This is a genomic window from Blastococcus saxobsidens DD2, assembly GCF_000284015.1.
GTDB lineage: Bacteria > Actinomycetota > Actinomycetes > Mycobacteriales > Geodermatophilaceae > Blastococcus > Blastococcus saxobsidens_A.
In genome coordinates, this window is sequence record NC_016943.1 from 3727593 (window position 1) to 3739157 (window position 11565).

Annotated in this window: 11 protein-coding genes; 2 read left to right on the forward strand and 9 right to left on the reverse strand. The window is 75.0% G+C overall.

Translation table 11 applies throughout. The features are described from left to right. Positions 1 to 138: 138 nt before the first annotated feature. From mnmA to BLASA_RS17655, 4 genes are read right to left on the reverse strand one after another with little or no spacing between them, the layout of a single operon-like run. Positions 139 to 1236 (reverse strand): tRNA 2-thiouridine(34) synthase MnmA, encoded by a 1098-nt coding sequence (mnmA, locus tag BLASA_RS17640; protein ID WP_014377574.1) that lies wholly within the window; start codon positions 1234 to 1236, stop codon positions 139 to 141. A 10-nt stretch (positions 1237 to 1246) separates the two neighbouring features. Beyond that, positions 1247 to 2449, reverse strand: coding sequence for a cysteine desulfurase family protein (locus tag BLASA_RS17645; protein ID WP_014377575.1), 1203 nt, complete (start codon positions 2447 to 2449; stop codon positions 1247 to 1249). Beyond that, positions 2446 to 3906 carry an MFS transporter gene (locus tag BLASA_RS17650; protein WP_014377576.1) on the reverse strand — a complete coding sequence of 487 codons (1461 nt, stop codon included), beginning with the start codon at positions 3904 to 3906 and terminating at the stop codon, positions 2446 to 2448. Before BLASA_RS17650 ends, BLASA_RS17645 begins: the two co-directional genes overlap by 4 nt. Then, positions 3903 to 4592, reverse strand: coding sequence for a hypothetical protein (locus BLASA_RS17655; RefSeq protein WP_014377577.1), 690 nt, complete (start codon positions 4590 to 4592; stop codon positions 3903 to 3905). The genes BLASA_RS17650 and BLASA_RS17655 overlap by 4 nt, the downstream gene beginning before the upstream one ends. Before the next feature lie 160 nt (positions 4593 to 4752). Between BLASA_RS17655 and BLASA_RS23645 the strand changes: the two genes are divergently transcribed. Next, positions 4753 to 6114 (forward strand): sensor histidine kinase, encoded by a 1362-nt coding sequence (locus tag BLASA_RS23645; protein ID WP_014377578.1) that lies wholly within the window; start codon positions 4753 to 4755, stop codon positions 6112 to 6114. Beyond that, positions 6111 to 6788, forward strand: a complete 678-nt coding sequence (locus BLASA_RS17665) for a response regulator transcription factor (RefSeq protein WP_014377579.1) — start codon at positions 6111 to 6113, stop codon at positions 6786 to 6788. The genes BLASA_RS23645 and BLASA_RS17665 overlap by 4 nt, the downstream gene beginning before the upstream one ends. A gap of 58 nt (positions 6789 to 6846) precedes the next feature. Here BLASA_RS17665 and BLASA_RS17670 read toward each other — a convergent pair whose 3' ends face one another. From BLASA_RS17670 to BLASA_RS17690, 5 genes are all read right to left on the reverse strand, one after another. After that, positions 6847 to 7818 (reverse strand): electron transfer flavoprotein subunit alpha/FixB family protein, encoded by a 972-nt coding sequence (locus BLASA_RS17670; RefSeq protein ID WP_014377580.1) that lies wholly within the window; start codon positions 7816 to 7818, stop codon positions 6847 to 6849. Positions 7819 to 7852: 34 nt separating this feature from the next. Next, a complete protein-coding gene (locus BLASA_RS17675; RefSeq protein WP_014377581.1) occupies positions 7853 to 8632 on the reverse strand; it encodes an electron transfer flavoprotein subunit beta/FixA family protein in 780 nt (259 codons plus the stop codon). Between the two features lie 117 nt (positions 8633 to 8749). Then, the gene (locus BLASA_RS17680) at positions 8750 to 9871 is read right to left on the reverse strand and encodes a PLP-dependent cysteine synthase family protein (protein ID WP_014377582.1); all 1122 of its coding nucleotides are present in this window, start codon (positions 9869 to 9871) and stop codon (positions 8750 to 8752) included. Continuing rightward, positions 9868 to 10653 (reverse strand): enoyl-CoA hydratase/isomerase family protein, encoded by a 786-nt coding sequence (locus BLASA_RS17685; RefSeq protein ID WP_014377583.1) that lies wholly within the window; start codon positions 10651 to 10653, stop codon positions 9868 to 9870. The genes BLASA_RS17680 and BLASA_RS17685 overlap by 4 nt, the downstream gene beginning before the upstream one ends. 82 nt (positions 10654 to 10735) lie before the next feature. Continuing rightward, positions 10736 to 11503, reverse strand: coding sequence for an ABC transporter ATP-binding protein (locus tag BLASA_RS17690; RefSeq protein WP_231839487.1), 768 nt, complete (start codon positions 11501 to 11503; stop codon positions 10736 to 10738). Positions 11504 to 11565: the final 62 nt, after the last annotated feature.

An 11565-nucleotide genomic window follows, 5' to 3' on the forward strand; every position in this document is an offset into this window, starting at 1 on the left:
CCAGAGGACAGGCGGGCACCGACCGCCCCAGGGCGGTTCCGACGGACGAGGGAGCCTGGTCACCGGCCCGCTCCGGAGGGCGGGCACGGGAAGCCGCTCGCGAAGAAAGCTAGCCCCCGGGAGGGACGAAACCAATACTCAGGGACGGACCGCTTCTTCCCGTTCACGCGTCGTTTCGACGGTCGCCTGGCCGAGCACCAGGTCACCCTGCTCCGGGTCGGGCGCGTAGAGCACCGCCGACTGTCCCGCGGCGATCCCGCGCTGTGCTTCGTCGAGCCTGATCACCAGGCCGCCGCCGCCCGAGGCGGTCACCATGCAAGGCACCGCCGCCCCGTGTGCGCGGAGCTGGACCTGCGCCCGGAACGGCAGCTCGGGAACCGCCGCGGTCCAGGTGGCGGCCGCGGTGGAGATCTCGCCGACTCCCGCGAGGTCGGCGGTGCCGATGGTCACCGTGCGCGTCACCGGCTCGATGCCGAGCACGTAGCGGGGCTGCTGGTCGCCGACGCTCACCCCGAGCCCGCGGCGCTGGCCGACCGTGAAGCCGTAGGTGCCCTCGTGCTCCCCCACGGTCTCGCCGGTGGCCGCATCGACCACCGGGCCGGGCCGGCTGCCCAGCTTCCGGGCCAGGAAGCCGCGGGTGTCGCCATCGGGGATGAAGCAGATGTCGTGCGAGTCGGCCTTGGTGGCGACGGCGAAGCCGCGCCCGGCGGCGATCTCGCGGACGCGGTCCTTGGTCATCCCACCGAGCGGGAACATCGCCGCGGCGAGCTGCTCGGGGGTCAGCACACCCAGCACGTAGGACTGGTCCTTGGCCGCGTCCACCGACCGGCGCAGCTCACCGTCGGCCAACCGGGCGTGGTGCCCGGTGACCACCGCGTCGAACCCGAGAGCCCGGGCCCGGTCCAGCACCGCGGTGAACTTGATCTTCTCGTTGCAGCGCAGGCACGGGTTCGGGGTGCGCCCGGCGGCGTACTCGGCCACGAAGTCGTCGACGACGTCCTCGCGGAAGCGGTCGGCGAGGTCCCAGACGTAGAACGGGATGCCGAGCTCGTCGGCGACCCGGCGGGCGTCGTGGGCGTCCTCCACGCTGCAGCAGCCCCGGGCACCGCTGCGCAGGGTCTGCCGGTCCGGTGACAGCGCCAGGTGCACGCCGGTGACGTCGTGCCCGGCGTCGACCGCGAGGGCCGCGGCGACGGCGGAGTCCACTCCCCCGCTCATGGCGGCGAGCAGCCTCATGTCCAGCCCCTCATCGCCGTCCCCCGGCCCGGCGCGCCCGTTCCACCACCGGACCGATCACGTCGAGCAGGGCGTCGACGTCGGCGTCGGTGCTGGTGTGCCCGAGGCTGAACCGCAGTGAGCTGCGGGCGCGGTCGGGATCGGCGCCCACGGCGAGCAGCACGTGGCTGGGCCGGGCCACCCCGGCGCTGCACGCCGACCCCGTCGAGCACTCGATGCCCCGGGCGTCGAGCAGCATCAGCAGCGCGTCGCCCTCCGCCCCCGGGAAGGACAGGTGCGCGTTGCCGGGCAGCCGGCCGGGCCCCGACCGCACCACGTCGTCCAGCGGCGCACCGTTGAGCCGTACGTCGGGCACCTGGCCGACGACGCCGGCGACCAGCCGGTCGCGCAGGCGCGACAGCTCCGCGGCACGCTCCACCCGGCCCGCGACGGCCGCGGTGGCCGCCACGGCCAGCCCCACGATCGCGGCCACGTCCAGCGTGCCCGAGCGGACGTCGCGCTCCTGCCCGCCGCCGTGCATCAGGGGGGTGCACTCGGCGTCCCGGCGCAGCAGCAGGACGCCGGCGCCCATCGGGCCACCGAGCTTGTGCCCGGTCATGGTCAGCGCGTCCACCCCGGTGGCGCCGAAGTCGACCAGCACGTGACCCACCGCCTGCACGGCGTCGGTGTGCAGCGGCACCCCGACGTCGTGGGCGGTGGCCGCCAGCGCGGCGACGTCGTTGACGGTGCCGATCTCGTTGTTGGCCCACATCACGCTGGCCACGGCGACGTCGGTGCCGTCGCCCAGCGCGTCGGCCAGCGAGACTGGCGTCACGCGCCCGGAGGGCTCCACGTGCAGCCAGGTGACCTCGGCGCCCTCGTGCTTGGCCAGCCACTCGACGCTGTCGAGCACCGCGTGGTGCTCGGCGGGGCTGACCACGATCCGGCGACGGCGGGAGTCGGCCTCGCGCCGGGCCCAGAAGAGCCCCTTGACCGCGAGGTTGTCGCTCTCGGTGCCGCCGCCGGTGAACAGCACCTCCGACGGCCGGGCGCCCAGCGCCTCGGCCAGCCGCTCGCGGGCCTGCTCGGCCGCCCGGCGGGCGGCCCGGCCGCTGGCGTGCAACGACGAGGCGTTGCCCACCCGGCCCAGCTGCTCGGTCGTCGCGGCCAGCACCTGGGGCAGCATCGGCGTGGTCGCCGCGTGGTCGAGGTAGACCGGCTCCGAGTAGGTCATGACGCGCTCAGCGTAGCCGCGCGGACCGAGGGGTCCCCGGTCAGCGCCGGACGGGCGCCCGCCCGGGGAGCGACCACCGCGCCGCCCACCGCGACCAGCGTGAGCACCGCCACCCCGGCCAGCACCGCCGCCGACAGGGGCAGCGCACCGGTGACGGAGGCGGCGACCAGCACGCCGACGACACCGACGAGCAGCGCCGAGCCGGTGACGTCGGCGATCTGGAAGGCCGCCGAGTCCGCGCCGCGCCGGTGCTCGGGCGACTGGTCGAGCAGCAGCACACCGAGGCTCGGCATGCCCAGCCCCATGCCGAGGCCGGCGACCGCCCAGGTGAGATAGGCCGGCCAGCCGCCGATCCCGGGCAGCGTGATCAGCGCGGTGCCGGCCAGCCCGGCGGCCAGCAGCAGGAAGCCGGCGCGGAGCACCACCGTGCGGCTCCAGTCCGGCCGGCGGCCCTGCAGCTGGGAGGCCGTCGCCCAGCCGAGCGCTCCCGCGGTGAGGGGCACCCCGGCGGCGGCCGCGGGGTAGCCGTGCAGCTCGGTCAGCGCCAGCGGCAGCAGCGCGTCCATGCCGAAGAACGCGCCGGCGAGCAGCCCGCGGGCACCCACGACGGCCGGCAGCCCGGGGCGCGCGGTCGCGGTCCCCGCCGGCAGCAGCGCGCGGAGACCGAGCGCGAGCGCGGCGAGCCCGGCGACGGCCAGCCCGGCCGCCAGGAGATCAAGCCGCTGGCCGGCGTACTGCAGCGCGACGATGCCTGCCCCCGCCAGCAGCGCCCACCAGCGCCGGGCCGGCGCGGCGACCGCGTCCGGCCCGGGGACCGCCAGCCCGCGCACCGCGGGCAGCACCAGCGCCAGCCCGAGCGCGATCAGCGGCAGCAGGCCGAGGAAGACCAGCCGCCAGGTCAGGTGGGTGGTGAGCAGACCGGCGACGACCGGGCCGATCAGTGCCGGCAGCACCCAGGCCGCCGAGATCGCACCGAACAGGCGGGGCCGCAGGCGCGCCTCGTAGGCCTGCCCGGCGACGACGTAGAGCGAAACGGCGATGATGCCGCCACCGATGCCCTGCACCGCGCGCGCTGCGACGAGCACCGCCATCGATCCGGCCACGCCGGCGGCGAGCAGCCCGGTGGCGAAGATCGCGACGCCGCCGAGCAGCGCCGCCCGGGGCCCGCGGCGGTCGCCCACGTCGCCGCCCACCACCATGCCGACGACCGAGGCGACGAGGTAGGCGCTGAACGGCCACGCGTACCAGGCCAGCCCGTCGAGCTCGGCGACCGCGGTGGGCATCGCCGTCGCGACGGCCATCGACTCGAAGGCCACGAAGGTGACCAGCATCAGCAGCCCTGCGGTGGTCAGCCGGTGGGCCCGGTCGAAGACCGACGGCGCCTCACTGGTGTCCACGCCCTCGCCAACCGCCGTCGCCGGCTCCGGCTTCCCGGAGCCGGCGACGGCGGTGCTCACACCTGGCCGGCGGGGACCTGCCCAGGAGCGGCGAGCGGGGTGACGGCCGCCCCGGCACCCGGTGCCGCCGCGCGCGAGACGGCGACGGCGACCAGCCCCAGGGCGGTCGAGGCCACGAGGAGGCCCGCCACCTCACCGGCCTTGACGGTGAACTCGCTGGCCATGAACCCGCCGATGCCGAGCACCCAGGTGGCCAGCGCGAGCGCCGGCAGCCGGCCGGCGGCCCCGCTCCGCCAGGCACCGACCGCCAGCACCACGGGCGCCACCAGCAGGGCGGGCAGCGCGAGGACCAGCGGGACGAAGCCCGGGCCGACGTCGGCCGCCAGCACGTCGGCCGCCGGCGCCGCCGGGACGGAGGGATCGCTCAACCGGTACATCTGCAGGTTGAACGCCCCCCGCCCCGCAGCGAGCCAGATCCCGCCCAGGGCCAGCAGGACCGTGCCGGTGCGGACGGTCCCGGCCCCCCGGCCGGGCAGCGGCCGGCGCGCGGTCACGACCGCGGCGGTCACGAGCAGCCCACCGGCGACGACGAACAGCCCGGCCGAGAGCGACTGCGCCGGGCGGGCCGCGGCGACCGCGGCCAGCCGCGGTCCCCAGTCCGTCCCCATGTCGGGGAGCACGGCCTGACCGGCGGTCCAGGAAGCGCCCCCGAGCAGGAGCAGGACGGGCGATGGCGAACGCTTCATGGCGGAGTCCTCCGGGGCCGTGCGGATCGGTGCGCCGATCGTCGGCGCCGGGACCGGCCCCGACACTGGAGCCGGCTGCCCGGTCAGCTGCAGCCGGCTGCAGGTCCCTCCGGCAGCCGGCACCCTCCCGGCAGGCCGTGCCGGCTGCCACAGTGGGCCGGTGCCCGGCGTCGGCCTCCTCATCGGTGGCGTCCTCGTCACCTGGGTGGCGTCCGGCCTCGCCGCGGTCTGCCTGACCCCGCGCAACCCCGCCGCACGCTCGCTGCTGGCCGCGGGCGTGCTGCTGGCCGCGAGCACCGGCGCCGAGTCCCTCGCCCGCGAGGCGGCCGGCGGCCCGGTCGGCTTCGCCCTGTGGCGCACGGCCGGCTGGATCACCTTCCTGGGCGCGGTGGCCGCGATCGTGCTGACCCTGTCCCGGCTCCCCGACGGCGTCGCCGACTCGGTGTGGCACGTCCGGCTCGCCCGGGCGCTGGCCGCCCTCGCCGTCGCAGCGCCGGTCCTCGAACTCGTGGGCTCGCCGACGCTCGCGGTCGATGCCGACTCCCCCGCTCGGGAGAACCCGCTCGCCGTGGCCGGCCTGGACCCCCTCGGTGCCGCCGGGGCCGTCGTCCGCGCCACCGAACCGGCCTGGGTGCTGCTGGGGGTGGCGCTGCTGCTCCTGCGGTGGCGCTACGGCAGCACGCAACGGCGCCACGAGCTGAGCTGGGCACTGCGCAGCATCGGCCTGCTGTCGGCCCTGCTGGTGCTGATCGTCGTCGTCGAGGTCACCGGCGCGCCGATCCCGCCGGAGGTGGTGTTCGTGCCGGTGTTCCTGCTGGCGCTGGCGCTCTTCCCCGTGGCCCTGCTCGTCGGCATCACCCGGCGGGTACGGGGCCTGGAGGCCCGGCTGGTCGAGTCGCGGGAGCGGCTGGTCACCGCGGAGGACGCCGCCCGGCGCGCCCTGGAGCGCGACCTGCACGACGGGGTGCAGCAGCAGCTGGTCGCGGCGCTGTCGCTCACGGCGCTGGCCGCCCGGCACGTGGAGCGCAACCCCGAGGTGGCCGGGGCCACGGTCGGTGAGGTCGGCGAGCGGGTGCGCGGGGCCATGACGGAGCTGCGGGAGCTCGTCCGGGGCATCCGTCCACCGGTGCTCCAGGACGCCGGGCTGGTGCCGGCGATCGAGAGCCGGCTGAGCTCGCTGCCGGCTCCGGTGCAGCTGTGCACCGACGCGGACGCCGTCGCACGACGGCCTGCCGCGGTGGAGGCGGCCGCGTACTTCGTCGTCACCGAGGCCGTCACGAACGCGCTCAAGCACGCACCGTGCAGCCGGATCGCCGTCCGGATCACCGGAGCCGACGACCGGCTGGAGGTCGCCGTCGCCGACGACGGCCCGGGCCCGGGAGCCGGCACGTCGGCCGGCGGCGGGTTGCGCGGCCTGCAGGACCGGGTCGAGTCGCTGCGCGGCACCTTCTCGGTGACCGGCGGCCCCGGCACGGGCACCGTCGTCCGTGCGACCTTCCCCGGCCCCGGGACGCCGCGGTGAGCCTCCGGCTGGTCCTCGCCGACGACAACTACCTGGTCCGGGAAGGCATGCGGCGGCTGCTCGACGAGGGCGACGAGGTCACGACGGTCGGCACGGCCGCAAGCGCGCCGGCACTGCTGCTGCGGGTCCGCGACCTGCGACCCGACGTCGTGCTGACCGACATCCGCATGCCCCCGACCTTCACCACCGACGGGATCACCGCCGCGCTGCAGCTGCGCGCCGAGCACCCGGACGTGGGAGTGGTCGTGCTCTCCCAGCACGCGGACGCCTCCTACGCGTCCGCGCTGTTCGCGCAGGGCACCGGTGGCCTGGCCTACCTGCTCAAGGACCGGGTCGGCGACCGGGAGGAGCTGATCCGGGCGCTGGAGGCGGTGCACACGGGCGGCTCCGTGGTGGACCCGCAGGTGGTCGACGCCCTCCTGGCCGCGGGCCGGCGGGCCGCCGGCTCACCGGTGCGGGACCTCTCCCAGCGGGAGGTCGACGTCCTGCGGGGCATGGCGGAGGGGCGCACCAACGGCGCGATCGCCGCGTCCCTGCACGTCTCGGAGTCCGCGGTGAGCAAGCACGTGGCGTCGGTCTTCGCCAAGCTCGGGCTGCACGAGTCGCCCGACACCGACCGGCGGGTGCGCGCCGTGCTCACCTGGGTGGAGCACCGCCCCGGCCCCGGGGCCTGAGCCGCGTCGAGCGCCGACCCCCGGAGGGATCGGCGCTCGACGGTGCCGTGCTGCGCTCTTACTTCCGGGCGTTGATCTGCTCGGTGGCGGCCGGCACGACCGTGTTCAGGTCGCCGACGACACCGAAGTCGGCCAGCTCGAAGATCGGGGCCTCGGGGTCCTTGTTGATGGCCACGATGGTCTTCGAGGTCTGCATGCCGGCGCGGTGCTGGATCGCGCCGGAGATGCCGACGGCCACGTAGAGCTGCGGCGAGACGGTCTTGCCGGTCTGCCCGACCTGGAAGCTGTGCGGGTAGAAGCCGGAGTCGACCGCAGCCCGCGAGGCGCCGACGGCCGCGCCGAGGGAGTCGGCCAGGCCCTCGATGACCGAGAAGTTCTCGGCGCTCGCGACACCGCGACCACCGGAGACCACGATCGAGGCCTCGGTGAGCTCGGGGCGGTTGCTCTTCTGCTCCACGACGCGCTCGACGACCCGGACCTGCTTGGCCGAGTCGCTCACCGACACCGACACGGGCTGCTCGGCGCCCGCGGCCGGGGCGGCCTCGGGGGCGACCGAGTTGCCCCGCAGCGTGTAGATCGGGGTGCCGACCGTCACCTGCGAGTGCACGATCGTCGCCCCGGCGAACGCCACCTGGGTGGCGGTGCCGTCGGCGGCGATCTCGGTGACGTCGGTCAGGAAGCCGCTGCCGGTCTTGATGGCCAGGCGAGCGGCGATCTCCTTGCCCTCCGGGGAGGACGGGATGACGACGGCGGCGGGCGACTTCTCGCTCACCAGCTGCGCCAGCACCTCGGCCTTGGGGGCCACCAGGTAGTCGTCGATGTCGGCGGACTCGGCGACGTACACCGTGGCCGCGCCGTACTCCGCGAGCTGGTCGCGGACACCGGCGGCGGTGCCGGGGGCACCGAGGACGACGGCCGAGGGCTCACCGAGCGCGCGGGCCGCGGTCAGGGCCTCCAGGGTGGTCTTGCGGACGCCGCCGCCGGCCGGGTTGAGCTCGGCCAGGACGAGAATCTCATTGCTCTCTGCCACGATTCTGTCTCTCTTCCTTCGATCCGGACCGGGCTCAGACGATCTTCTGGCTGGCGAGGAAGTCGACGAACTTCTGCGCGCCGTCGCCCTCGTCGGTCACCTTGACGCCCTCGCCCTTCGGCGGGCGGCCGGCGAAGTCGAGCACCTTGCTGGTGGCGCTGGCCAGGCCCACGCTGCCGGCGTCGACGCCGAGGTCGGCCAGCGACTTGGTCTCCACCGGCTTCTTCTTCGCGGCCATGATCCCCTTGAACGAGGGGTAGCGCGGCTCGTTGATGGTGTCCCAGGTCGAGATGATCGCCGGGAGCGGGGCCTCCAGCGCCCAGAAGCCGCCGTCGGTCTGCCGCTCCACCTTCGCGGTGCCGCCCTCGATGGTGACCTTGCGGGCCCCGGACAGCTGCGGGAGGCCGAGACGCTCGGCGAGCAGGGCGGGCATGACCGACAGCTGCGCGTCGGTGGCCTCCGCGCCGCAGAGCACGAGGTCGTACTCCAGCTGGCCCAGCGCCGCGGCGATGACCGCCGAGGTCTGCACCGCGCACGAGCCGTGGATGGCGTCGTCGACGACGTGCACGGCCTTGTCGGCGCCCATGGACAGCGCCTTGCGGATGGCGTCGGTGGCGGAGTCGGGGCCGACGGTCAGCACGGTGACCTCACCGCCCTGCGCCTCCTTGATGGTGAGCGCCTCCTCGATGGCGTACTCGTCCATCTCGTTGATGACGTTGTCGGCGGACGCACGGGCGACGGTGTTGTCGGCCGGGTCCAGCTTGCGCTCACTTCCCGAGTCCGGGACCTGCTTGACAAGAACGACGATGTTCATCGCGCTGAACCTTCCTCAGGACGCGTTCAGGATGCGGGCACGCGGGCCCGCCTGGCTCCGATCATGGAGGCTACTGGGCGGTAACGCCGACGCGGGACGAGGGGCCGGTGAGGCACATCACGCCGACGCGCCCGGTGACACCGCCCACTCCCCCGTCGCGGCGAAGCGCCGGAGGGTCCCGGTGTGCGGCCCGAGGTCCAGGCCCTGCGCGGCCACCCAGTCGTCGGAGTAGTAGGTGTGCGCGTACCGCTCGCCGCCGTCGCACAGCAGGGTGACCACGCTGCCCCGGCGGCCGGCCGCCACCATCTCGGCGACCAACCCGAAGGCCCCCCACAGGTTGGTGCCCGTGGACCCGCCCGCCCGGCGCCCGGTCATCCGCTCCAGGTGCCGCATGGCCGCCAGCGAGGCGGCGTCCGGCACGCCGATCATCCGGTCGACGATCGTCGGCACGAACGAGGGCTCGACCCGTGGCCGGCCGATGCCCTCGATCCGCGACGGGGTCCCGGTGGTCCACCCGGGGTCACCGGCCGCGTAACCGGGCAGGAAGGCGGAGTTCTCCGGGTCGACGACGGCCAGCCGGGTGGGGTGGCGGCGGTAGCGGATGTACCGGCCGATGGTGGCGCTCGTGCCTCCCGTGCCGGCGCCCACGACGACCCATTCGGGGACCGGGTGCCGCTCGGCGGCGAGCTGCTCGAAGATCGACTCGGCGATGTTGTTGTTGCCCCGCCAGTCGGTGGCCCGCTCGGCGTAGGTGAACTGGTCGAGGTAGTGGCCACCGCACTCGGCGGCCAGCCGCCGGGCCTCCTCGTACATGTCCGGCGGACGGTCGACGAAGTGGCAGCGCCCGCCGTGGAACTCGATGAGCGCGATCTTCTCCGGGCTGGTGGACCGGGGCATGACGACGACGAACGGCAGGCCGAGCATCCGCGCGAAGTACGCCTCGCTGACCGCCGTCGATCCGCTCGATGCCTCGACGACCGTGCTGCCCTCGGTGATCTGCCCGGAGCACAGCCCGTAGAGGAACAGCGACCGCGCCAGCCGGTGCTTGAGGCTGCCGGTGGGGTGCGTGGACTCGTCCTTGAGGTAGAGGTCGACGCCCCACTCCGGCGGCAGCGGGTAGACCAGCAGGTGGGTGTCGGCGCTGCGCCGGGCGTCGGCCTCGACCGCGGCGACGGCCCGGTCGACCCAGGCCCGGCCTGCGGGATCGGACCGGTCGACGACGGACCGGTCGGCGCTCATCGCCCGGTGAAGGTCGCCTTGCCCGGGCCGCTCTCCAGGAACGATCGCATGCCGGCGGCCTGGTCCTCGGTGTCGAACAGCTCGGCGAACAGCCGGCTCTCCAGGTCCAGGCCCTCGTCGAGCGGGAGGTCGAGCCCCTCGTCGATCGCCCGCTTGGCCGCGGCCAGCGCCAGCGGCGGGCCGGCGGCGAGCTTGCGCGCCATGGCCACAGCCGTCTCGTACACCTCGGCGTCGGGGACCACGGCGTCGGCCAGCCCCATGTCCAGCGCCTCCTCGGCACCGACGTGCCGGCCGGTGAAGACCAGGTCCTTCGCCCGGGCCGGGCCGACCAGGCGGGCCAGCCGCTGGCTCCCGCCGGCCCCCGGGATCACACCGAGCAGGATCTCCGGCTGGCCGACCTTCGCCGACGCGCCGAGCACCCGGAAGTCGGCGCACAGCGCCAGCTCGTAACCGCCGCCGAGGGCGTAGCCGGTGACCGCGGCGACGACCGGCTTCGGGATGCCGGCCACGGCCCGGAACGAGTCCTGCAGCTCCTTGCCCCAGGCGGTCATGCCGGCGGCGTCGAGCTGCGACATCGCCTTGATGTCGGCGCCGGCGGCGAACACCCGCTCGCCGCCGTAGATCACCACGGCGCGCACGTCGGTCCGCTCGCCGGCCTCGACCGCCGCGGCACGCACCTCCAGGTGCAGCTGCTCGTCGATCGCGTTCATCTTCGGCCGATCGAGGCGGATGGTGCCGACTCCGTTCTCGACCTGCAGCGTCACGAACTCGGGCTCGGCCATGTGCGGTACCTCCAGGTGCGGACGACGTCGTCGAAAGCACCCTAGAAGGGACCCCGTCCACCCCGCCCCTGGACGGGGCCTGTCAGGTCGCGCGGCGGGCGGTGAACCGGCCGTCGGTGCGGGCGAGCGACAGCGGGAGCCCGAAGGTGTCCGAGAGCGTCGCGGCGGTGAGCACGTCGTCGGCGGCGCCGGCGGCCACCACCTCGCCGTCGCGCAGCAGCAGGGCGTGGGTGTACCCGGGCGGGATCTCCTCGACGTGGTGGGTGACCAGCACCTGCGCCGGCGCGTAGTGGTACTTGGCGAGGTCGGTGAGCCGGCCGACGAGGTCCTCCCGCCCGGCGAGGTCCAGTCCCGCACCGGGTTCGTCGAGCAGCAGCAGCTCCGGGTCCGGCATGAGCGCCCGGGCGATCTGGGTGCGCTTGCGCTCGCCCTCGCTCAGCGTGCCGAAGGGGCGGTGCGCGTACTGCGCGACGCCCCACTGCTGCATGAGCAGCCCGGCGCGGGTGAGGTCGTGGACGTCGTACCGCTCCCGCCACCGTCCCACGACGGCGTAGCCCGCCGAGACGACGACGTCGCCGGTGCGCTCGGCGCCGCTGATGCGCTGGGCCAGCGACGCACTGGTGAGGCCGATCCGCGGGCGCAGCTCGAAGACGTCGACCGCGCCCAGGGTCTCCCCCAGCAGCCGGACCTCGCCGCGGGTCGGGTGCATCAGCGCCGCGGCCAGCTGCAGCAGCGTCGTCTTCCCCGCCCCGTTGGGCCCGAGCACCACCCACCGGTGGTCGGCCTCGACGCTCCAGTCGACGCCGCGCAGCAGGTGGTCCTGCCCGCGGACGACGTCGACACCGGTCATCCGTACGACCGCGCCCTCCGGGGCGCCAGGGTTCGACACGTCCCCCATCCAACCAACCTTCC

Excerpts from the sequence above, each read along its gene's own strand:
- BLASA_RS17680 (WP_014377582.1), bottom strand. The coding sequence starts at position 9,871 with ATGAGCGCCGACCGGTCCGTCGTCGACCGGTCCGATCCCGCAGGCCGG.
- BLASA_RS17655 (WP_014377577.1), bottom strand. The coding sequence starts at position 4,592 with ATGAAGCGTTCGCCATCGCCCGTCCTGCTCCTGCTCGGGGGCGCTTCC.
- BLASA_RS17675 (WP_014377581.1), bottom strand. The coding sequence starts at position 8,632 with ATGAACATCGTCGTTCTTGTCAAGCAGGTCCCGGACTCGGGAAGTGAG.
- BLASA_RS17685 (WP_014377583.1), bottom strand. The coding sequence starts at position 10,653 with ATGGCCGAGCCCGAGTTCGTGACGCTGCAGGTCGAGAACGGAGTCGGC.
- BLASA_RS17645 (WP_014377575.1), bottom strand. The coding sequence starts at position 2,449 with ATGACCTACTCGGAGCCGGTCTACCTCGACCACGCGGCGACCACGCCG.
- BLASA_RS17690 (WP_231839487.1), bottom strand. The coding sequence starts at position 11,503 with ATGACCGGTGTCGACGTCGTCCGCGGGCAGGACCACCTGCTGCGCGGC.
- mnmA (WP_014377574.1), bottom strand. The coding sequence starts at position 1,236 with ATGAGGCTGCTCGCCGCCATGAGCGGGGGAGTGGACTCCGCCGTCGCC.